This window comes from Yinghuangia aomiensis, from assembly GCF_039542225.1.
Lineage (GTDB): Bacteria > Actinomycetota > Actinomycetes > Streptomycetales > Streptomycetaceae > Yinghuangia > Yinghuangia aomiensis.
The window spans coordinates 247,017-269,992 of record NZ_BAABHS010000009.1; the positions used below are offsets into that span (position 1 = coordinate 247,017).

At 74.5% G+C, this 22,976-nt stretch carries 12 protein-coding genes; 7 read left to right on the plus strand and 5 right to left on the minus strand.

The features are described from left to right. Positions 1–11: 11 nt before the first annotated feature. From ABEA93_RS14925 to ABEA93_RS14945, 5 genes are all read right to left on the minus strand, one after another. Positions 12–1,337 (minus strand): UDP-glucose dehydrogenase family protein, encoded by a 1,326-nt coding sequence (locus ABEA93_RS14925; RefSeq protein ID WP_345675990.1) that lies wholly within the window; start codon positions 1,335–1,337, stop codon positions 12–14. Between the two features lie 191 nt (positions 1,338–1,528). After that, a complete protein-coding gene (locus ABEA93_RS14930) occupies positions 1,529–4,447 on the minus strand; it encodes a hypothetical protein (RefSeq protein ID WP_345675991.1) in 2,919 nt (972 codons plus the stop codon). Beyond that, positions 4,444–6,294, minus strand: a complete 1,851-nt coding sequence (locus tag ABEA93_RS14935; protein ID WP_345675992.1) for an HSP90 family protein — start codon at positions 6,292–6,294, stop codon at positions 4,444–4,446. The genes ABEA93_RS14930 and ABEA93_RS14935 overlap by 4 nt, the downstream gene beginning before the upstream one ends. A gap of 43 nt (positions 6,295–6,337) precedes the next feature. Further along, entirely contained in the window at positions 6,338–7,741 is a 1,404-nt protein-coding gene (locus ABEA93_RS14940; protein WP_345675993.1) for an LCP family protein, read from the minus strand. A gap of 174 nt (positions 7,742–7,915) precedes the next feature. Then, positions 7,916–9,430: an LCP family protein gene (locus ABEA93_RS14945; protein WP_345675994.1), complete on the minus strand. Its 1,515-nt coding sequence runs from the start codon at positions 9,428–9,430 to the stop codon at positions 7,916–7,918. Positions 9,431–9,698: 268 nt separating this feature from the next. Between ABEA93_RS14945 and ABEA93_RS14950 the strand changes: the two genes are divergently transcribed. From ABEA93_RS14950 to ABEA93_RS14980, 7 genes are all read left to right on the plus strand, one after another. Then, a complete protein-coding gene (locus ABEA93_RS14950) occupies positions 9,699–10,760 on the plus strand; it encodes a glycosyltransferase family 2 protein (protein ID WP_345676047.1) in 1,062 nt (353 codons plus the stop codon). Beyond that, entirely contained in the window at positions 10,757–11,971 is a 1,215-nt protein-coding gene (locus ABEA93_RS14955; protein WP_345675995.1) for a glycosyltransferase family 4 protein, read from the plus strand. Before ABEA93_RS14950 ends, ABEA93_RS14955 begins: the two co-directional genes overlap by 4 nt. A 26-nt stretch (positions 11,972–11,997) precedes the next feature. Then, on the plus strand, positions 11,998–13,275 hold the full coding sequence (locus ABEA93_RS14960; RefSeq protein ID WP_345675996.1) for a glycosyltransferase family protein: 1,278 nt from the start codon (positions 11,998–12,000) through the stop codon (positions 13,273–13,275). 94 nt (positions 13,276–13,369) lie between these two features. Then, positions 13,370–14,836, plus strand: coding sequence for a glycosyltransferase family 4 protein (locus tag ABEA93_RS14965; protein ID WP_345675997.1), 1,467 nt, complete (start codon positions 13,370–13,372; stop codon positions 14,834–14,836). Beyond that, positions 14,836–18,273: a glycosyltransferase gene (locus tag ABEA93_RS14970; RefSeq protein ID WP_345675998.1), complete on the plus strand. Its 3,438-nt coding sequence runs from the start codon at positions 14,836–14,838 to the stop codon at positions 18,271–18,273. The genes ABEA93_RS14965 and ABEA93_RS14970 overlap by 1 nt, the downstream gene beginning before the upstream one ends. Next, positions 18,273–21,317: a glycosyltransferase family protein gene (locus ABEA93_RS14975; protein WP_345675999.1), complete on the plus strand. Its 3,045-nt coding sequence runs from the start codon at positions 18,273–18,275 to the stop codon at positions 21,315–21,317. The genes ABEA93_RS14970 and ABEA93_RS14975 overlap by 1 nt, the downstream gene beginning before the upstream one ends. Further along, complete coding sequence (locus tag ABEA93_RS14980; RefSeq protein ID WP_345676000.1) at positions 21,314–22,777, plus strand: glycosyltransferase; 1,464 nt, start codon at positions 21,314–21,316, stop codon at positions 22,775–22,777. The genes ABEA93_RS14975 and ABEA93_RS14980 overlap by 4 nt, the downstream gene beginning before the upstream one ends. The last annotated feature ends 199 nt before the right edge of the window (positions 22,778–22,976 follow it).

Consider the following 22,976-nt stretch of genomic DNA (forward strand, 5'->3'; position numbering starts at 1 on the left):
GCGGGGCGGGATTACGGGCGGCCGAGGGCCCGGTAGGTCCAGCCCGCGGCGCGCCAGCGGTCGGCGTCGAGGGCGTTGCGGCCGTCCACGACGCGGCGCTCGGCGACCACCTCGCCGAGCGCGGCGGGGTCGATCTCCCGGAACTCGCGCCATTCGGTCAAATGGAGGACGACGTGCGCGCCCGCGGCCGCGCCGAAAGCGGAGTCGGCGTAGGCGAGGCCGGGGTACATCTTGCGGGCGTTGTCGACCGCCTTGGGGTCGTAGACCGTCACGTCGCCGCCCTGGAGCTGCACCTGTGCGGCGACGTTGAGCGCGGGCGAGTCGCGGATGTCGTCGGACTCCGGTTTGAACGCGGCGCCGAGGACGGCGACGCGGCGGCCGAGGAACCCGCCGCCGCACGCGTCGCGGGCCAGGTCGACCATCTTGAAGCGGCGGCGCATGTTGATCGCGTCGACCTCGCGCAGGAAGGTGAGCGCCTGGTCGACGCCCAGCTCGCCGGCCCGGGCCATGAAGGCGCGGATGTCCTTGGGCAGGCAGCCGCCGCCGAAGCCGAGGCCGGCGTTGAGGAACTGGCCGCCGATGCGCGGGTCGTAGGAGAGCGCCTGGGAGAGCTGGGTCACGTCGGCGCCGGCCGCCTCGCAGACCTCGGCCATCGCGTTGATGAACGAGATCTTGGTGGACAGGAAGGCGTTCGCGGACACCTTGACCAGTTCGGAGGTGGCGAAGTCGGTCACCAGGAACGGCACGCCTTCGGCGATGAGCGGCGCGTACACCTCGCGCAGCGTGGCCTCGGCGGTTTCCGAGCGCACGCCGACCACCAGGCGGTCCGGGTGCAGCGTGTCGCCGATGGCGTGGCCCTCGCGCAGGAACTCGGGGTTCCAGGCGAGTTCCGCGGCTTCGCCGACGGGGGCGCGCTCGGCGATGCGGGTGGCCAGGCGTGCCGCGGTGCCGACCGGGACGGTGGACTTGCCGACCACCAGGCAGGGCCGGTCCAGGTGCGGGGCGAGGGCGTCGACGGCGGCGTCGAGGTAGCTCGTGTCGGCGGCGAATTCGCCCTTGCGCTGCGGGGTGCCGACGCACAGGAAGTGCACGTCGCCGAACGCGGCGGCCTCCTCGGCGGAGGTGGTGAAGCGCAGCCGCCCGGAGGCCAGGTGCGGGGCGAGCAGGTCCTCCAGGCCGGGTTCGTAGAAGGGGAGGGTGCCGGCCTGGAGCATCGCGGCCTTGTCGGGGTCGACGTCGACGCCGAGCACCTCGTACCCCAGCTCGGCCATGCACGCGGCGTGGGTCGCGCCCAGGTAACCGGTGCCGATCACGGTGATGCGCGACACGGGTGCCACACCGCCTCCTGACGGGACGAACGAAATCGAGCGGCGGCCCCCGACGGGCCGTTTTCCTCCCGGAATCGTAGTCGCGCGGCAGGGCCGCCACGGCCGGTACCGGGCAGCACGCCGGACTCGGGGGGGCGCCGGGGCCGGGAAAACCGGGGTTACCGGACGGTAACCCCGGTCGTCCGGCGCCAGGGCGTGTCCTAGGCGAGTTCCTCGCGCAGCTCGGTCAGGGTCCGCACCGCCTCGGCCGCGCGCAGGGTGCGGGCGACGAGGAGGGCCGCGTCCACCCGGGAGCGGGCGAGTTCGGGCATGCCGAACTCGTGCTTCTCGACGCGGGCGGCGACGGTGACCAGTTGGGCGTACTGGCTTTCGAACCGGGGCAGCCCGATCTCCAGCCGGGTGGCGCCGCGGTCGGCGATGCGGAGCGCCTCGTCGTTGCGGTCCTCCATCCACAGGGCCTGGGACCACTGGACTTCGGTGGCCGTGCGTTCGTGCGCCCGGTCCAGGTCGGGGCCGTCCTCGGCGGCGGCGTCCAGGAGGGCCATGGCGTCGGCGAATTTCGCCAGGCCGGCGTCGACCTTCGCGCGGGCGGCGTCCTCGTCGGCTCCGTCGTCGTACTGGCCGTCGATGAGGTTCCAGGCCGCGGCGCGGGTGAGCCGGACGGCCGCGCCGGCGCGGCCGGCGTCGCCCGCGAGCCGGATCGCCTCGGGGAACGCCGCGCCGGCCTCGGTGCGGCGTTCCGCCACGGCCAGGGTCTGGGCGGCTTCGCCGGCGAGGGTCGCGCGGATGCCCGGGTCGGCGTCCTGCGCGGCGGCCCGGGCGGCGGCGCCCACCAGCACGTCGGCGGCCTCCAGGGCGTGCCCGGTCGCGGACAGGCAGGTCCCCAGCATCCACCGGTTGTGCAGCACGTCGTCCGGGCCGAGGAGTTCGTCGACCTCGGGCAGGGACTCCTCGAGGATCGCGGCGGCGTCGGCGGGGCGGTCCAGGTCCTTGAACAGGGCTGCCAGGGTGACCCGGCACTGCACGGCGCCGAGCCGGTCGCCGAGCCGGTCGAACTCCTGTGCGGCGAGTGCGGCGTACTCCGCCGCGGCGGCCGGTCGGCCGTTCACGGCGGACGCCCGGGTCAGCGCCGCGAGCACGTCGGCGTACAGCGCCGGGTCGTGGGTAGGGCCTTGGGCCGCGTCGAGGACGCCGAGCAGGACCTCTTCGGCACCGGCGGCGTCCCCGTGGTGGAGCAGAAAGCCGCCCAGCAGGCGCCCGGTGGAGGCGGCGGCCCAAGGTCGCTCCGCCGCGGCGGCTGCGGTGAGCGCGCCGCGCAGCTCGGCTTCGGCGCGCTGGTGGTCGCCGTCGACCACCGCCAAGTGCGCGCGGGCTTCGCCGGCTTCGGCGATGCGGTGGCCCAGCCGATGGTGGGCGGCCGCGGCGGCCAGCCGGTCGGTCTCGGCCTCGTAGGCGGCCCGGGCGGCGGCCTGCGTTTCTTCTGGCGCGGCGGCGAACGCCAACCGGGCGGCCGTCATGCGGGCGGCCAGCACCGACACCAAGTCGGCCGGTTCGGCGCGGCCTTGGGAGACCAGGTGGACGAGATCGGCGGTGGTCGCGTCGAGGCCGGGCGCCCAGTCGGCGGACAAGACCTCCGGGGCGGCCGGATGGCGGACCGAGACGACGGCCCGCGCGCGGGCGACGTGAGCCGGGCCGGGGCGGTCGGTGGCGGCGAACAGCTCTGCCGCTATGCGGAGTTGTTCGATTCCGGCGGCCAGGTCGCCGGAGTTGACCAAGTCGATGGCGCGCGCGTCGGCAAGGTCTGCCGCGTCCCGGTCGGTGACGGCTGCGCCGCGCTCCGCCGCGGTCGTGGCGAAAAGCTCCCACGCCGCGCGGCTGCCCGGATGGCCCGCCTTGACCGACGCGCGGGCCCGCTCGGCGAGTTCGTCGAGGCTGGTGCCGGCCTCGGGAGCCGGTTCCGCGGGACGCGGCGTGGGGACGAGGACGGACCGCACGCCGAGCGGCAGTGCGGCGACGACCGGCTTGGCGGCCAGCCGGGTGCGGAGTTGGCCGCTGACGAAGTCCGAGCCGTTGCGGGCGTCGAAGCGGGCGGCGAGCGCGAACGCGTCGCGCTCGACCAGCGCCAGCAGTTCGGCCGCCGTTCCGTCCGTGCCGGGCGCGCCGGCGACCCGCATGCCGCCGCGGCCCAGCGCGACCAGGCGCCGCAGCAGCACGCCGACGCCGCCCAGGAAGGCCAGGTGAACGTCCGCGTCGGCGGCGGGGGAAGCCAGCCACGTCCGGTGCGCCGCGGTGATTTCCACGCCGCGGCCTTCGTTGCCGGTGAGCGCGCAGAACTCGATGTGCCTGCCGACGCTCGCGTAGGTGCTGACCGAGCCGCGGACCAGCCGGTAGCCGCGCAGGTGGTTGGTGCGGGCTTCGTCGAGCCGCCCGAGGCGGATCAGCGGCAGCAGGGAATCGGCGATGGTGATCTGCGGCTCTTCGGCGCACGTGCGCATGCCCGACAGCGTCGGCTCGAAGATCTCCAAGGCCCCTTCGTCGTCGCCCTGTTCGGCGAGCCAGCGGCCCTGCTCGCGGCGTTCGCACGCGTCGCAGTCGGTCAGCGAATCCCGGTCGGCGGCCATCCAGGCGGCGAACTCGGCCGCGGCGCCCGCCTTGTCGCCGGTGTGGTCGGCCAGATAGAAGCGGCACTTGTGCACCGGACGCATGCTGTGTCCGGCGGTGCGGAAGCGGCGCTCCATGTCGTCGAGGAACGACCGGATCGTGGTGAGCGGGACCTCCGGCGCCGCGAGGAGCGACGACGTGACCCACTTCAAGTGCCAGTAGACGCCGTGCGTGAGGCCAGGGGAGAACTCGCCCGGCTGCTCGTCGTACAGGCGCAGCAGGCGGCCCATGGAGACCGCGCTCTTGGGGGATTCGCCGCCGTAGTTGTAGGCGACGATCGTCTCCAGCAGCGCTGCGGCGACCAGCGGGGTGCCGCCCAGGCGTTCGGCGGCGGCCAAGAGGGCTTCGGCGGCCGCGCTGCGGGCGACGCCGTAGGGCCGTTCGCGGACTTCGGCGCGGGCGCGCTCGAACGTGGCGTCGTCGATGACCTCGTCGTACATGTCTGCGGCCCCCGTCACTTGTCGTCGTTCGCGGTCTCGTGCACGGCGCGTTCCAGCAGGCCGAGGAACGACCGGTTCAGCAGCGCGCTTTCCGCGGCGGTGAGCGGGCGGCGGCTGAGCAGCAGCGCTTGGCCGTACAAGCCTTCGACGGTAGTGCGTGCGAGGGCCGGGTCGCCGACGGTCAGGACGCGGCGGACCAGCGGATTGAGGTGGTTGAGCACCAGCCGGGCGCGCGGTGCGCTGCCGCGCAGCGCGCCGAGGATGCCCGCCCACAGCGCGTCGCCCGCGTCCGAGGCCTCGGATTCGGCCTGGGCACGGGCGCGTTCGCCGCGTTCGTCGCGGCCGTCGAGGAGCAGCGCGGGCACCGTGACGGGGTGGAAGGCGCGCAGCGAGGCTTCGCACGAGAGCGGGTCGAGGACGGTGCGGGCGTGCCCGAGGAAGGACCCGGCGGCGAGTTCGACGGACGGGTCGACCGGGTCCAGGTGCGCGGTCACGGTGTCCGGGTCGAGCGAGTCGACGACGGTGCCGGGGCGCAGGTCGGGGAGGCGGCGCACCAGGTCGGCGTCGTAGGTGTAGCCGCCGTTCACCACGCCGAGGCCGGCCGCGGCGGCGATCGGGGCGATCTGCCGGAACTCCTCGACCGAGTCGGTGAGGTGCACGACGCGGTGCCGGCGGGCGAACTCGTCGAGCCCGACCTGGCCGTCGGTGGTCTCGAAGGGCAGCCACGGCAGCATGAGGTCGAGCAGGTCGTCGTCGTGCCGGGCCATCGCCTTGACGCCGAGGTGGTGCACGGCGAGGAAGCGGCCGAGGCGTTCCGGGTCGCGGGCGGCGAGGCCGGTGAGCCAGTCGCGGATGGCCGCGCCGAGCGCGTCGCGGACGGCGGCCAGCGCCTCGTCGTCGTAGAGGTTCTCGCGCGACGCGGTGGGGCGCAGCGCCTCGGTGTCGACCGCGCACCGCACGAAGAACGCCCAGTCCGGCAGCAGCGCGTCGGCGGACTCGGTGAGCAGCATGCCCTTGAGGTGCACGCGGTGCTTGCCGCGCATGGCGGGGCTGACCGCGGAGGGCAGGACGAAGGCGGTGCCGCGGACGCCGGCGAGCGGCACGTCGAGGTCGATCATGTCCAGCGGGCTGAAGCCGAGGACGTTGTCGCAGTAATGCGCGAGCGCCGCGCGGCGGGCGTCCGGGTTCGGGTACCCGCGCTCCCACACCGCGGGGGTGTCGGTGACCGGGTGGACGGTGCCCGCGTCGTCGACGACGGCGGTGTCGTACGGCAGCAGCGCGCCGAAGTCCCGGGCGAGCGCGACGACCCGGTCGGCGGCGAACCATTCCTCGCTGCCGCGGCGCGGGGCGAGGAGCACGGTGGTGCCCGGTTCCGGGCGGGCGTCGTTCGGGAGGGTGCGGACGGTGTAGCGGCCGTCCGCGCCGGCCCGCCACTCGACCGGCGCGGCGTCCGGGTCGGCGGCGGAGCGGGTCACCACGGTGATCTCGTCGGCCACCACGAAGCATGCGAGCAGGCCGATGCCGAACTGGCCGAGGTAGTCGCGGCGGGCCGATTCGAGTTCGCCGCGTTTCGAGCTGCGGCCGATGGTGGCCAGGAAGCGGTGCACGTCGGCTTCGGTCAGGCCGACGCCGGTGTCCTCGACGCGCAGGGTGCCGCCCGCCGCGGTGAGGCGGATCGCCGCGGGTGCAGCGGGGTCCGCCTTGCGGCGGGCGGTGATGGCGTCGACGCCGTTCTGCAGCAGTTCGCGCAGATAGACCCGGGGACTCGAATACAGGTGGTGGGACAGCAGGTCGACCAGGCCGCGCAGGTCGACCTGGAAGGTGTGGTCGTCGAGGGGAGCCCGGGTCGGGGCGGCGTCGCTCATGGCTCACGATGATGGCCGACGGCGGTCGCCGCCAGCCACCGGGTTAGCGCGGAATCGGGTTGCCGTTGCGCAGCGCGTCGAACAGCGCCTTGGCCTTGGTGTCGTCCCACAGCACCGAGGACCCCGCGCTCGTCTGGTAGTTCGGGTTCTTGATCGGGACGGTCACCGTGCCGCCCTCGCCGCCGGTCAGCGTGCCCATGTCCTTGAACAGGTCGTACAGGTCGAAAAGGCCGGTGTCGTCGTCGACGATCACCGCGCTCAGGCTCGCGTCCGCCATCGGGAAGCCCTTGAACGGGTTGAGCAGGACCGACGGCGACTTGGCCTTCTTGGCGAGCGCCGAGAGGAACTGCTGCTGGCGCTTCATCCGGCCGAGGTCGGACGACGGGTCGAAGTAGCGGGCCCGCACGAACGACAGCGCTTGGCCGCCGTCGAGGCTCTGGCAGCCGGCCGGCAGGTCGGCGCCGGACTTCTCGTCCTTGATCGGCTTGTCCAGGCACATGTCCACGCCGCCGAGCGAGTCGACGATGCCCACGAAGCCGTCGAAGCCGACCTCGGCGTAGTGGTCGAGGCGCATGCCGGTGGCCATTTCGACGGTGCGCACCAGCAGCGGCGCGCCACCCAGCGAGAAGGCCGCGTTGAGCTTGTTCTTCTGCGCCTTCACGTGGGTCTTGCCCTCGTCGTACGCGGGGATCTGCACCCACGAGTCGCGCGGCAGGCTGATCAGCGACGTGCCGCCCGCGCCCTTGTGCAGCAGCATCATCGAGTCGGTGCGCTTGCCGTCCGCGCTGCCGGTGCGGAGCTTCTTCTTGTCCGCGTCGGACATGCCTTCGCGGCTGTCCGAACCGACGATCAGCCAGGTGGTGCCGGCGGTGGCGGCGGGGCGGCCCTTGTAGTCCTGCAGGACGTCCTGGTGCCGGATCTTCGAGTCGAGCCAGAAGTAGGTGCCGGTCAGGAAGGCCAGGACGAGCACCAGGAAGACGACGGTGCCGACGAGGATCCGCTTCTTCCAGTTCGGCTTCCTGCCCGGGGTCCGCGGACCTCCCGGACCGCCGGGACCGTCGGGGCCGGGCGGGCCGCCGGGGCCGTCCGGCCCGGGGTACGGGCGGGGCGGGGTCTGCACCGGGCTGCCCGGGGCGTCGAACACCGGCTGCGGGGGATAGGCGCCCGGATCCGGCGGCAGGACGGCGGTGGGCTGCGCGTCGGGCGGGAAGCCCGGCGGTGGCGACTGGGTGCCGTGGGGCGGGGGCTGCGGCGGAGTGCCGCCGCCCGCCGGGATGGTCCCCGCGGGACGGCTCGGGAGCGTCCCGGGCGGGGATATGGGATTTCCGTGCGGGGCACGCGGCGGCACCGACGCGGGGTCGGGGCCGGGCGTGCCGGCGGGCCCGGCGGAGTGTCCTCCGGGGCGGCGTGCGTCGTCCTCGGCCCAGCCGGGCGGCCATGCGTTCATGCGTACGAACCTGCCATCGCCCGCGGGCGGGGGGCAAACCTCGGAGCGTATCGGTGCGGTTCTGTGGCGGGGTTGGTACAGGTGTGTCCGATTCGCGACCTCGACCAAAAAGCGAGTTGTGCCGAGTTGCGCCCGGGCCCGGTGCGCGCCCGGCTCGCACGCGCACCGCGCCCCTTACTTGCAGACGACCTTGTCGCCCGTCGTCGTGGTGTACGCCGGGCTCGGCGCCCCGCCGCCGGGGGTCGTCGACGCGGGTTTCTCGGCCGCCGCGACCGGAGTGACCCCGGTGAACGACGAGCCGACGACGACCTCGATGGTCCGGCCCAGGCCGTCCACCGGCTTGAGCTCGGCGCCCGGCAGCGCGGCCGCGACGCTGCGGACCGAGCGGTCCCAGCGCGGGTCGTACCGGATCACCGTCTGGACCGCGTCGGAGATGCCGATCTGCTGGCCCGCGCGGGCGGCGCCGCTCATCTTGAAGCCCTGCTGCGCGAGGCCGTCGTAGGCCTTGCCGCCGAGGCCCGGCTGCGTCGTCCCGTTGTAGACCTGGAGGTAGATGTCGGCGGGGGCGACGTCGACGCTGACCGTGGCCGGCCCCGCGGGGGCGGAGGACGGCGACTTGCCGGCCGACGGGGACTTGCCGGGGTTCGCCACGTCCTGGTCGTTGCGCATCGCGTCGAACAGCGCCTGCGAGCCGGCGTCGTCCCACAGCACCGTCGAACCCCAGTCCTTGACCTGGTAGTCCATGGTCTTGAGGGGGATCTGCGCGTAGGTGATGCCGGAGCTGGACAGGCCCTTGAGCTTGGTGCCGAGGTCGAGCAGCCCTTGGGCGCTCAGTCCTTCGTCGACCTTGATCGACCCGAGTGCGGCGTCGAGGACGCCCTTGAGCTTGACCGGGTTCGCCAGCGTGCCGGTGCCGGTGGCGCGGGCCAGGACCTGGGTCATGAACTTCTGCTGGCGCTGCGTCCGGCCGATGTCGCCGGTGGGGTCGCTGCTGATGTGGCGGGCGCGCACGTACTGCAGCGCCTGGACCCCGTCCAGATGTGTGGTTCCGGCGGGCAGGTCCAGGCCGGATTTGGGGTCTTTCAGGGGGATAGGGGTGCACATGTCCACCCCGCCGATCTCGTCGACGACACTCACGAACGACAGGAAGTTGACCTCTATGTAGTGGTCGATCCGGACGTTGGTCGCCTTTTCCACGGTGGCGACGGCCAGGCTGCGGCCGCCGAGCGTGTACGCGGCGTTGATCTTGCCCTTGGACTCGCCCACGTCCCGGCCGGACGCCTTGTCCTTGTGCGCCGGGAAGGTCACATAGCTGTCGCGCGGGATGCTCACCATCGTCGCCTGGTCGCGCTTGGCGTTCAGGTGGACCAGGATCATCGTGTCGGTGCAGTCGCAGGCTTCGCCGCCCGCGTGCAGTTCGTTCAGGCGCTCCTTGGAGACGCCCTCGCGGCTGTCGGTGCCGACGATGAGGAACGTGGTGCCGCCGGTGGCGCCGTCGGGGCGGTCGTCGAGGCCGGCGAACGGGTCGACCCGGTCGATCTTCCCGTCCAGGTACTTCACCCACGCCCAGCCCACGCCGCTGGTGACCAGCACCAGTGCGGCCACCATCCCGGCCAGGGTCATCGGCCAGCGGCGACGCCGGGCCGGGGGCGCGGCGGGACGGCCCGCCGCCGTACTGCGCGTCGCCATCGCTGCCCTGCCCCCTCCTGATCCGGCCTTCGGAACGCGGAATTTCCACCTTAGGACGACGTTCCGGGCGGGCGCCGGAGCGACGCGCCGGTCGGGCCGCCGTACCGGACCTGCGGATTCCCGGGTTCTCCGGAATGCGCAGCTCCGGATATCCCGCCGCGGTGGCCCGCACACCCCCGGCGGGCAGTACGCTCGGGTCCCGATGAACCCGAATCCCAACGAAGCGTCCGGCGCGCCCGCCTCCGCCCGCCCCGGGGACCTGCCGCCGCTGCCGCCCGCGCCCGCGGTGTCGATCGTGATGCCGGTCCTGAACGAGGCCCGCCACCTGGAAGAGGCGGTGAGCCGCGCCCTCACCCAGGACTACGACGGCGATCTCGAACTCGTCATCGCCCTCGGCCCGTCGACCGACGACACCGACGCCATCGCGGCCCGCCTGGCGGCCGCCGACCCGCGCGTCCGCACCGTGGCCAATCCGAGCGGCCGCACGCCCAGCGCGCTCAACGCCGCGATCGAAGCCGCCCGCCATCCCGTGGTGGTGCGCGTCGACGGCCACGGCATCCTCCCGCCCGACTACGTCCGCACCGCCGTCGCCCTGCTGAGCGACACCGGCGCGGCCAACGTCGGCGGCATCATGCACGCCGAAGGCACCACCGCGTTCGAGGACGCGGTCGCCCGCGCGATGACGTCCAAACTCGGCGTCGGCAACGCCCGCTTCCACACCGGCGGCGGCGCGGGGCCCTCGGACACCGTGTACCTCGGCGTGTTCCGCCGCGACGTGCTGGACCAGCTCGGCGGCTACAACGAGGAATTCATCCGCGCGCAGGACTGGGAGCTGAACTACCGCATCCGGCAGGAGGGCCACCTGATCTGGTTCTCGCCGGAGCTGCGGGTCTCCTACCGGCCCCGGCCGACCGTCAAGGCGCTCGCGAAGCAGTACTACAACTACGGCCGTTGGCGCCGCGTGGTCACCCGCTACCACAAGGGCTCGGTCAACCCGCGCTACCTCGCGGCCCCCGCCGCGCTGGTCGGCGTCGTGGGCGGCCTGGTCGCCGGAACCGCCGGGTACCGGCCCGCGTTCGTGCTGCCGGCCGGATACGCGGCGGGCATCCTCGCGGGTGCCGCATGGGAAGGCCGCGGCCTCAAGCCGGGAGCGTGGGTGCGGCTGCCGGTCGCCCTGGCCGCCATGCACGGGTCGTGGGGCCTCGGCTTCCTGACCAGCCCGCGCGCGCTCGCCGAGCACGTGAAGGCAGCGGGCATCCCCGTCCCGAAAACGCCCGCGCCGCGCGACGTGGAGCCCGGTCCCGCCGCTTTGGAGCCCGACCCGCGGTGAACGTCCTGATGCTCGTCATCACGACGGTCGCCACCGACACCCGGGTGGTGCGGGAAGCCGCGACGCTTGCCGCCGCCGGGCACGACGTGCACATCATCGGACGCGGCGTGCCCGGCGACTGGCTGCCGCCGCCCGGCGTCACCGTGTCGTCGGCCGACGGGGCCTCGGTGTTCGCCACCTCCCGGGCCGCGCTCGGCGGCGGCCCGGCGCCCACCGGCGCGCCTCCGGGCACGCCGGCCGCGCCGCGGGGGCCCATGCCGCCGTACCGGCGCGCGGCTCGCTGGATGCTGCTGCCCCAGCACCGCGCGTCCGCGTTCGCCGCCTGGACCCGCTCGGCCCGGCGGGACGCCGCCGACCGGGTGTTCGACGCGGTGCACGCGCACGACTTCAACACCCTCGTCCTGGGCGCCGAACTCGCCCGCCAGCGCGGCGTGCCGCTGGTCTACGACAGCCACGAACTGTGGAGCGGACGGCCCCGCGTCGGCCGACCCACCCCGCTCCTCGCCGCCCGCGAAGCCCGCATCGAAGGCGAACTCGGGCGCGAGGCCGCCGCGGTGCTGACCGTCGGCGAAGGCGTCGCGAACGCGCTGCGCGGGCGCTACGGGTGGCGGCACGTCTCCGTCGTGCACAACACCTTCCCGCGCGGCACCGCGGCCGCGGCCGTACCGCTGCCGGACCGGCCCACCGGCGCGGTCTACGCCGGACGGATCGCGCCGTACCGGGAGATCGAGACGATCGTCGCCGCCGCTCGCGACCTGCCGGGGCTGGACGTCACGCTGGTCGGACCCGCCGACGACACGTACCTCGGCGAACTCGACCGCGGCCCGGTGGCGGTGGAGCCCGCGCTGCCGGTCGACGACGTCGACGCGCTGCTGCGCCGCACCGGCCTGGCGCTGGTCACGCACTCGGACCGGTGGGAGAACCACCGGCTGGCGATGCCGAACAAGCTGTTCCACGCGGTACGCGCCGGGGTCCCGGTGGTCGCCACGGACGTGCGCGAACTCGCCCGGGTGGTCCGCGAGCACGGCCTGGGCACGCTGTACCGCCCGGGTGATGACGCGTCGTTGGCGGCCGCGGTGCGCGAAGCGTGCGAACGTTATCCCGAGCTGACCGCGAACGTCCGCGCCGCCGAGCCCCGGCTGAGCTGGGAGCACGACGCCGCGACGCTGACCGGCGTGTACGCACGCCTCGGGGCCGGCCGCACCGCCTGACCGCCGCACACGGAAGACCCAGCGCCATGACGCCACTTCGGGTTCTCTACGCCCCACGCGACATCGCCGGACAGCCCGGCACCTGGGCCCGCGGGATCCGCGCGCTCGGCGTGGAAGCCGAAGTGTGGAGCTTCGGCGAGCCCGCGTTCGGCCTGGTGCCGGACCGGGTGTGGGACGCGGACCGGCTGCTCGCCGATCCGGCGTACCGGTGGGACGTTCTCGACCGGGCCGTGCGCGGCTTCGACGTCTTCCACTTCCAATACGGCCGTTCGCTCCTCAACGCCCACGAGCCCCTGCTGCCCGCCCTGTGGGACCTGCCGCTGCTGCGCTCGCTCGGCAAGAAGGTCTTCATGCACTGGCACGGCTCGGACGTGCGGCTGCGCAGCGTGCACATGGCGCGCGAGCCCGACTCGTACCTGAAGGACGCCGTCGTCGACGAGCCGCGGATCCACGCCTTGGTGGAGATCGCCCGGCGGCACTGCGACCGGATGTTCGTCTCCACGCCCGGCCTGCTCGACTACGTGCCCGACGCCGAGCTGGTGCCGCTGGCGATCGACGCGGCGGCGTGGGCGACCGACCGCGGACCCGAGCCGGAGGTGCCGGTCGTCGTGCACCTGCCGTCCAAGCGCGCCACGAAAGGCTCGCATCTGGTCGACGCAGCACTGCGCCCGCTGCACGACGCGGGCATCGTCGAGTACCGGCCGCTCTCCGGATTGACGCACAGTCAGGTGAAGGACGCGTTCCGGCGTGCCGACCTGGTCGTGGACAGCCTCACCATCGGCGACCACGGCATGGTCGCCGTCGAAGCGATGGCGTGCGGCGCGATCGCGCTCGGCCACGTCCACGAACGCAACCGCGCCCGGGTGCCCGGCTGCCCCGTCGTCGAGGCGACCGGCGCGGATCTCGGCGACGTCGTGCGCGGCCTCGCCGCCGACCCGGACCGGCGCGCCCGGCTGCGCGGCGAATCGGCGGCCTGGGCCGCCAAGCGGCACGACGCGGCCCGGGTGTCCGGGCAGTTGCTCGACGCCTACCTCGCACCCCCGGTCAAGGTGGTCGGCGACCGGCCCGACTGGGCGGTCGTCGACGGCCGCGGCCGCCTCGTCGCGCTCGACGCCGAAGTGTCCCGGCTGCGCCGGGCCCTCGGCCGGCACGGATCCGTCGCCGACGCGGTGCCGCCGCGCACGCTGCGTGACCGGGTCGAGGAACACCCCCGTCTGCACCTGCTGCTACGCCGAGCCGACGGTGTCCGCAGACACGCACGGGTGAAAATGCGCGAACTGGGCAACCTGCGGAAGCGCGGCTGAGCACGGGAACAGGCCCCACCACACCCGCGACACCCCCGCGACACCCCGATCCGAGCCCCCGGGTACGGGCCGTTGCGCGTGGCACACTGGCCGCGTGCTCGCCGTCATGGTCGTGACCAACCACATCGACGGGGATTCCCGCGTCCAGAAAACCGCCCGCTCCGCGGCCGAAGCCGGGTGGGACGTCGTGCTGCTGGGACGTGCGCGCGGCACCGTCCGCGAGGAATACCCCCTGGGCCCCGCCCGGGTCGTCCGGGTGCCGCTGCGGATGACCGCGCAGGGTTACCGCAAGGACAACCCGCCGCGCGGCCTGGCCGGAAGGCTCGGCTACCGCTCCGGCGAACAGGCCCGCATGCGCGTCGACGCCCGCCGCGCCTTGCGCGCCGACCTCGACGTGGAACGCCGCCTCCTCGCCCTGCGCGGCGGCGACCTGCGCGGCCGGCTGCGGGTCACCGGCCTTGCCGCCGCGGACCGCACGCGCGGCTACTGGATCGAAGCACGCCGCAGGCTCTACCAGCGCGCCGCGGCCAAGGCGGCGGAGCCCGGCGCCCGCGACCGGCTCGCCGCGGGTGTCGGCCGGGACGGCGGCGCGTGGCGCACCCAGCCGCAACTCGTCGACTTCGACACCGCTTTCGCCCCGGTCATCGCCGAACTCCGGCCCGACCTCCTGCACGCGCACGACTTCGACACCATCGGGCTGGTGACCCGCTCCGCGCTCAAACTCCGGGCGGCCGGAAGCCCGGTCAAGATCGTCTACGACGCGCACGAGTACATCGCGGGCTGGGACCGCCCCGGCGACCCCGCCTTCCGCCCCGCGATGAGCGCCCAGGAACGCAAGTACATCCCCCTCGCGGACGGCGTCGTCACGGTCTCCGACGCGATCGCCGACCTCCTCGCCGCCGACCACCGGCTCCCGGTGCGCCCCACGGTGGTGTGCAACGCGCCGACGGTCGCCGAACTCGCGTCGGGAACCGCCGAACCCGTGCCGGACGTGCGCGCCGCGGCCGGACTGGGCGCGGACGTGCCGCTGCTCGTCTACGCCGGGATGACCGCGCCGGAACGCGGCCTCGGCACCGCGGTCGCCGCCCTGCCGGACCTGCCCGACGTGCACCTCGCGATGGTGACCGCCCGCAACGGCTACGTCGACGCGCTGGTCGAACGCGCCACCGCACTCGGCGTCGGCGACCGGCTGCACGTGCTGCCCTACGTCGCCCCCGACCAGGTCGTCGCCCACCTCGCGGCCGGCACGATCGGCATCGTCACCTCGCTGCACTCGCCGAACTACGAACTGTCGCTCCCGAGTAAGTACTACGAGTATCTGAACGCGCGGCTGCCGCTCGTGGTCTCCGACCTGCGCACCGTCGGCGCCTTCACCCGCGACCACGGCATCGGCGAAGTGTTCCCGGCCGGCGACGCCGCCGCGTTCGCCGCCGCGGTCCGCGCGGTACTCGCCGACCCGTCGCGCTACACCAAGCCGTACGACGGCGACCTCCTGGCCCGCAACACCTGGGAAGCGCAAGTCCCGGCGCTGCTCGACCTGTACGGACGGCTGGTGTCCTGATGCCCACCCGCGCCGACCGGTCCGCACCCCGCCTGGTCCTGCTGCGCATGAACTGGATCACCGGCGACTCGCGGATCCAGAAGCTCGCGCTGGACATGGCGGAACGCGGCTGGGACGTGGTCGTGCTGGGACGTTCGCGCACCGCGGCGCGCGAAGTGACCACGCTCGGCGATCCGGAGCGCGGCGCGGCGGCGGTCGTGCGCGTGCCGGTGCCCGCCGTCGTCGCGCCGTACCGCAAAGCGCGGCGGCTGCGCGGCCTGCTCGGCCGGATCGGCTTCGCGAGCCGCGACGACGAGGTCGCCGACCGGGCCGCGGTGAACTTCCTGCGCCGCGACCTGGCCGCCGACCCGGGCGGCATGCTCCGGTACGGCGTGCGGAGCGCGGGCGTGACCGCGGCGCGCGCCCGGCACATGCTCCGGCGCGAGGCGACCCGGCGGCACGCCGCGCGCCTGGCGCGCGTGGACCGGCCGGGGGCGGCGGCGCGCGCGGTCGCGTACCGGTGGCTGGCGCCGGGCGCGGGATGGCGCGCCACCCAGCCGCAACTGGCCGATTTCGAAGCCGCGTTCGGACCCGAGATCGACGCGCTCGGACCGGCGATCGTGCACGCCCAGGACATCACGGCGCTCGCCGTGGGCGTGCGCGCCGTCGAACGTGCCCGGCGCGCGGGCCGCGACGCGGTGATGATCTACGACGCGCAGGAGTTCGTGGCGGGCGCGGGCTACCCGGATCCGGTGCAGAAGGCCGGCTACGTCGGCCTCGAACGCGAACTCGTTGCCCGCACCGACGGTGTGGTCACCGTCTCCGACACCCTCGCCGACCTGCTGCGGGAACGCTACGCGCTGCCGGTGCGCCCGACGGTCGCCGCCAACGCGCCGCGCCTGGCCCGGCCGACCGGCCACGGCGGCCGCGGGGTGCGCGGTGCGGCGGGACTGCCGGACGACGTGCCGGTGCTGGTGTACTCCGGATGGCTGGCGCCGGAGCGCGGGGTGGACACGCTGGCCGAGGCGCTGGTGTACCTGCCGGACGCGCATGCGGTGGTGGTCGCGGGGGACCGGCGGCCCTACTTCGCGGAACTCGAAGCGCGGGTCGCGGACCTGGGCGTCGCCGACCGGTTCCACTTCGTGCCCTACGTCGAACCGGACGAGGTCGTCGACCACCTCGCCACCGCGACCGTCGGCGTGATCCCGCTGCGGCATCTGCCGAACCACGAGATCTCGTTGATCACGAAGTACTACGAGTACATGCATGCGGGCCTGCCGATCGTCGTCTCCGACGTGCGGACGATGGCCGCGTTCACCCGCGATCTCGGCTGCGGCGAGGTGTTCCCGGCGGGCGACGCGCGCCGCCTGGCCGAGGCGGTGCAGCGGGTGCTGGCCGACCGGTCGCGGTACGTGAAGCCCTATGCGGCCGACGGGTTCCTGGACGAGCACGCGTGGGAGCGGCAGGCGGACAACGTCGCCGCGCTGTACGAACGGCTGACCGGGCTCGCGCCGTCGGCCCGGGACGGCCGGACGCTCGCCCGGGAAATCCGCTCGGGCGCGGCGGGGTTCGCCTCGGGCGGGGGCGCGGCCGAGCCCGCGGCCGACGCTGCCGCGGCAGGCCGGGAGCCGCGGAGTCTCGACGACGCGGCCGGGCTGGCCGAAGCCGGGCCGCGCGCCGTCGTGCTCGTGGGCAACCCGGTCGGCGCGGACCGTGCCGAGGTGCGCGAACTCGCGCGGCAGGCGGGTGCGTCCGGCTTCGACACGGTGCTGCTGGCGCCGGATCCCGGCGGACTCGGCGCGAGCGCGTGGGCGGACGGTGTACAGGTGCTGGCCGTCCCGGCGGCGCGGACGGTGGCGGCGGGACGGGACCGGCGCCGCGGCACGGACCCGGTGCAGGCGCGGGCGGCGCGCACCTATGCGGCGTTCCTCGCCGCCGACCCGGGCGGCGTCGCCGCGCAGGTGCCGGGGGCGGCGACCGCGCTGCGCAAGGCGGTCGCGGGACGGCCGGGGAAGCGGCTGCACATGCTGGTCCCGGCGCTCGGCCGACGTGCCGCGCTGCCCGAAGCCTTCGATGCCGAGGCGGCGTTGCGCCCGGTCCTCGACGAACTGCGGCCGCAGGTGATCCACGCGTGCGACGCGGTGGCGCTGCTGGCGGCGTCGCATGTGGCGGCGCGCGGCGGCGTACGGATCGAGTACCACCGTCCGGCATCGGACGACGACGGCTTCGGGACCGACCGGGATGTCCGCCGCGCGCTGCGCGGGCTGGAGCGCGCGGTGAGCGGGCGGGCGGACGTCGTGCACGGCGGCGCGGCGGGCGGGGTGCTCGCGGCCGCGGAGTTGTCCGTGGTGGCGCCGCGGCCGCAGGTCTCCCGCGCCGGAGGCGACCCGTATCTCGTGGTCGGACCCGCGAACATGGCCGGGCAGGGCTGGGCGTGGGCGCAGGCGGTGGAACGGTACGTCGCCGGGGCTCGGACCGAGGTCGTCGCCCTGCACCGCGAAGGCCCGCTGCGGTTCCCGGCCGACCGGTATCTCAGCGCGGCGGGCTGGGAGTCCGCCGGCGTGCACCTGGCCCTGCGGCGGCATGTGGCGGCACAGGCCACGCACGTGCTCCTGGAGTCCGGGCTGCCGTTGACCGGCCGGGCGGCGCGGAGCGGGCACGCGTCCGGCGACACCCGGGCGCTGCGCGAGGCGGGAGTGGCCGTGGGGCTGGTGTTCCACGGCTCGGACGTCCGCGACCCGCGGCGGCACCGCGAGCTGTACCCGGAATCCCCGTTCGCCGACCCGAACGGCGCGCTCGCGCGCGAACTCCAGCCCCGGTACGACGCCCGGATGGCCGACCTCGCCGACTGGGCCGGGCCGGTGTTCGTGTCGACGCCGGACTTGCTCGACTTCGTCCTCGACCGGTGGCCGCACGCCGTGTGGCTGCCGGTGGCCGTGGACACCGGGATCTGGCGCCCGGGCCCGGAGCCGCTGACCCGGGACCGGCCGGTCGTCCTGCACGCGCCGTCGCGCGGCACGCTCAAGAGTTCGGCACTGATCGACGCCGTGGTGGGGGACTTCGCGGCGCGGGGACTGGTCGAATACCGGCGGGCGGCCGACGTGCGGCCCTCCGACATGCCCGCGCTGGTCGCGGACGCGGATGTGGTGATCGACCAGCTGGCGATCGGCAACGTCGGCGTCCTCGCGGCGCAGGCGATGGCCGCGGGGCGCCTGGTCGTCGGGCATGCCGCGCCGCGCGTGCGGGAACGCTACGACGGCGCCTTGCCGCAGCTCGACGCCACTCCGTCCACCCTCCGCGGCGTCTTGGAATCGGTCCTCGACGATCGCGATCATGCCCGCGAACTGGCCGCTCAGGGGCCGGGATTCGCGAGCAGCTACCACGATGGCCGGCGCTCTGCCGCGGCCCTCGCGCCGTTTCTCGCCCGGCATCACCGCACCACCCAGGGAGAGTTCTGATGGCCGATACGGAATCCGTCGTCACGGGCACGGACGCCGCGGAGGACACCTCGACAGGGAGGGCGGCGGTCGCGGTGGGGGAGACCGCGGGGGGGACCGCGCCGGAGGTTGTCGCCACGGAGAACGCGTCCAGCCCGTCGGCGGTCGCCGCGGCGAAGGCGAAGCCGCGACGGAGCCGGAAGCGAGTGGCACCGGAGGAGCCGTCGGCTGCCGCCGAGCCCGCGGACGGCACCCCGGACGCCGCAGGGGTGGCGGCGGAGTCCGGCACGCCGGCCCCCGCCAAGCCCCGCCGCACCCGCAAGGCGACGGCGGATGCCGAGGTTCCGGCCCCGGCGAAGCGGGCGAAGCGAGCCCCGCGGAAGACGGCGGCTGCGGGGCCGGGGGAGCCCGGTGAGCCGGGGGAGCCCAAGCCGACGCGTCGGACTCCGAAGGCCAAGGTCGCCGAAGCGCCCGCGGCTGCCGCACCGACGACCGACGAGGCACCCGAGCCGACGACGAGTGCCACGCGCACCGGCCGACGCCCGGGGAAGCGCGCGCCGAGCAAGCGGAAGACGGCGGAGGCGGTCGCCGAGACGGTGGCGGCCGAGGGCACGACGCCCGCGGCGGACGCCACCCCCGGGGGGGACGGCGCGGTTTCCGTCCTTGCCGGCGGACCGGCCGACGCCGCCGGGAGCTCCCCGGTGGGCTCGGCCCCTGCAGCCGCCGACGGTTCCCCTGCGGAGGCGGCCGTGCCGACGGGCGACACGCTCACGGACGAGCAGGCCGAGACCACGCCGCGGACCGCGGACGATCGGGACCGTGAGTCCGCCGACGAGCGCGCCGCGGCAGACACGGAGGCAGACGCCGCTCACCGCGAGGCGGGCGCGGTCGTCGACGCGCTCGGCGAGGCGGCCGACGGCGCGGACGCCCTCGGCGACTCCGCCGGCCACGCGGCCGACGCGCGGGCGGCCGGTGCGGGGGTGGCGGACCACCACGACACCAAGAAGCCTTCGGTGGCCACGTCGTTCCTGGCCGATGCCGCCGTGGGGCCGCCTGGCAGCGGGCCGGAGGCCCCCGCGGAGACAGACCCGGCAGGCAGCGAGAGCGGTGGGGGCGTCGACGCCTTGGGCGACTCGGCGGAGCCGGCTTTCGCCCACCGTGTGGTCCCCCCGTCCGCGGCTGTCGTGGCCGACCTCGGGGCTCACGACGCCGACACAGCGAGCGACGAAGACGCCGCCACGTCCTCTGCCCCCCGTGCGCACGACGGCTCCGCCGCCGCCCCGCCGACAGCGGACGCCACGCTGCGCGCGTCGGGTTCCACCGACCCCGACGACACTTCTCGGGCGCTCTCCGACTCCGCCGCGGCCCCCGACGTGGCCGCACTTCCGGACGCCGTCCCCGCCGCAGCCGACTTCGACCTGGCCGCCGACCTCGCCGCCGCCACCCCGCCCAACGACTCCACTCCAGGCCCGGCCGACGACCTCGAAGCCCTCCTCCCGATCCTCGACGAGCGCCCGCGCGCCCGCGCCACCCGGGTCGACCCCACCGCCGTCCGACCCACCCTCCCCCGCGTCCTCCTCACCGCCGAGACCCCGCTCGAGCCCGGCAGCGCGCCGCTCGAGCACAGCCGGGCGCTCGCCGAGCGCGGCAACTACGTCCTCCTCGCCGTCCCGGCCGAGGCCGCCGAGGTGTCGACGTCGGCGACCGCCGAGGGCGGCGGCGTCCTGCGGGTCGTCAACGTGCCCGTCGACCCCGAGACCGCGGCCGACATCTCCCTCGCCCGGGCCGACGTCGCCGCGTTGGAAGGGGGCGGGTTCGTCACCGGGATCCGCCGCAAGTTCGCGCGCCGCCGTCTCGCCCAGGTCCGGCAGGGCGTGTGGTCGGCGGCCGCCGCCGACCCCGGGTGGGCGGACCGCTGCGCGGACGCGTACGCGCCGTACCGCGACGCCTTCGCGCCGCAGACCGAAGCCCATGTGGCCGACGCCCGTTCCGTCGAAGCCGACCCCGTCACCCGCACCGGCACGCGCCTCGCCGTCGGTCCCACCAACACCGCCGGGCAAGGCCGCGAGTGGGCGCGGGCCGTGCGCACGCACATCCCCGGAGTGGGCACCGAAACGTTCGCGCTCAGTTCCGGCAACAGCTTCGGGTACGACGCCGACCACGCCGTCTCCACCGACGACTGGCTGTCCCGCACCTGGCAGCTGCGGCAACTCGCCTACGTGCTGGACAACTTCTCGCACGTCCTCGCCGAGTGCGCGATGCCGCCGTTCGGCCGCCTGAACGGCCCGTGGGCCAACTTCGACCTCGCCGAGCTGGACGCCGCCGGGATCGCCCTCGCGCTCGCGTTCCACGGTTCGGAGATCCGCGACCCGGCCGCGCAACGCGAACGGGTGCCGTTCTCGCCGTTCGACCCGGACCACGAGCTGACCCGGGCGCTGCAGAGCAAGGTCGACCGGCTGGGGCCGGTCGTCCGGGACCTGGACCTGCCGAAGTTCGTGTCCACGCCCGACCTGCTGCACGACGTCCCGGGCGCCGACTGGCTGCCCGTCGTCGTCGACCCGGGGCTCTGGGCGTCCGACCGCGTCCCGCTGGAGCGCGACCGGCCGGTCGTCGTGCACGCCCCGTCGAGCCCGTTCACCAAGGGCACCGCGCTGATCGAGCCGGTCGTCGAGGAGCTCCACGACGCCGGTCTGATCGAGTACCGCCGCATCAAGGGCGTGTCCCACGCCGACATGCCCGCGGTGCTGGCCGACGCGGACATCGTGCTGGACCAGTTCGTGTTCGGCGCGTACGGCGTCATGTCCGTGCAGGCCCTCGCCGCCGGCCGGGTCACGCTGTGCTACCTGCACGAGTCCGTCACCCAGTACCTGCCCGACGGCTTGCCGATCGTCAACGCCGACCCGGACACGCTCCGCGACGAACTCGAGCGCGTCGTCGCGGAACGGGACGCCGCCCGCCGGATCGCCGCGCGCGGCCCCGCCTACGTGCGCGAGCACCACGACGGCACGCGCAGCGCCGAGGTCCTCGCGCGCTTCCTGGGAGCGACGCCGCGAGCCGCGCAATGAGCCCCCCGCGGGTGGCGATGCTCGTCGCCAACGACATCACCCGCGACTCCCGCGTGCAGAAGGTGGCCTACTCCGCCGCCGAGGCCGGGTTCGACGTGCTCCTCGTCGGCTACGACCCGAACGCGCCCGGCAGCCCCGTCAGGACGACGCACATCGGGGCGGCCGCCGTGGTGCGCACCGGCCTGTCCAACCGCTTCCGGCTCAAGGCCGGCGAACTCGCCCGGCACCACGGCTCGGCCGCGCAGATCAGGCTGCTGCGCGCGGCGAGTTTCGCGACGCGTATGGACTACAAGGCGCGGCGCCGGCTGATGAAGAGCGTCAAGGAGCCGGGCACGGGCGGTCCGGGGCTGAAGGACAAAGCCAAAGAGACGTTGTGGAAGGTCTACATCCGCGACGGCGACTGGCGGCGCACCGCCCGGCACCTGCTGCTGCTCGAAGACGCGTGGAGCGCCGTCGTGGAGGAGTTCCGCCCCGACGTCATCCACGCCCACGACATGCACACGCCGGGCATCGGGGTCCGCATCGCCGACCGCATCGAGCGGTCCGGCGGCATGCGCCCCAAGGTCGTCTACGACGCGCACGAGTTCGTCGACGGCGTGTTCATGCCCACCCAGCGCAAGCTCGCGTACACGGGTCTGGAACGGGAGTTCGTCCGCCGCGCGGACGCCGTCGCGACGGTGTCCGGGGTGCTCGCGGACATGCTGATGCGCAAGTACCGGCTGCCGGAACGCCCGACGGTCGTGGCCAACGCGCCGATGATCGGACTGGAGCCGGCGCCGGGCAGTGGTGCGCCGTCGCTGCGTGCCGTGCTCGGGCTCGCCGACGGGGTGCCGCTGCTGGTCTACAGCGGCGCGCTGTCTCCGGCGCGCGGTGTGGACGTCGCGGTGGAGGCGCTGCCGCTGCTGGAGGGCGTGCATCTGGCGGTCGTGTGCGGTGACGAGCGCGACGCGTACGTACGTTCGTTGGTCGCACGTGCGGGTGAACTTGGCGTGGGCGACCGGATGCACACCGCGCCCTACGTGGCCCCTCATGAGGTGCCCGCATATCTGGCGTCGGCGACCGCCGGAGTGATCCCGATCCTGCACACGGTCAACCACGAAATCGCCTTGATCACCAAGTACTACGAGTACATGCACGCCCGTCTTCCGATGGTCGTGTCGGACGTCGAGGCGATGGCGCGGAAGACCGTGGAGCTGGGCTGCGGCGAGGTGTTCGCGGTTCGCGCCACCGACGAGGCGGCCGACGCCGGGCTGCGCGAACGGGACGCGGAGGCGTTCGCGAAGGCCGCCGGAAAGGTGCTCGCCGACCCGGCGGCCTACGCCGCCGCGTACACCGACGAGTTGCTCGCGGAGAACTCCTGGGAGGGCCAGGCGGAGATCCTGGTGGGGCTCTACGCGCGGTTGGCCGGACGGCGCCCTCAACACCTTTCGGGCCGCCGCTCGTTCGCCGAGACGGAGTGATTTTCCGTCGTCCAACCAGCCGGTCGTCTTTGGCCGGCGCATAGCCGAAGCGCGGTCGACCAGCGGCCGACGCGCGGCCAACGAGGAGTGGCGCATGACCTGTGAGCGGCGATTTTCGCCGGTATCGCCGGTATCGTCGTTATACCTGCTACGACCCGGTATCCGGCCGATCGCGGAATCCGGCGTCGGGCCGGATGTT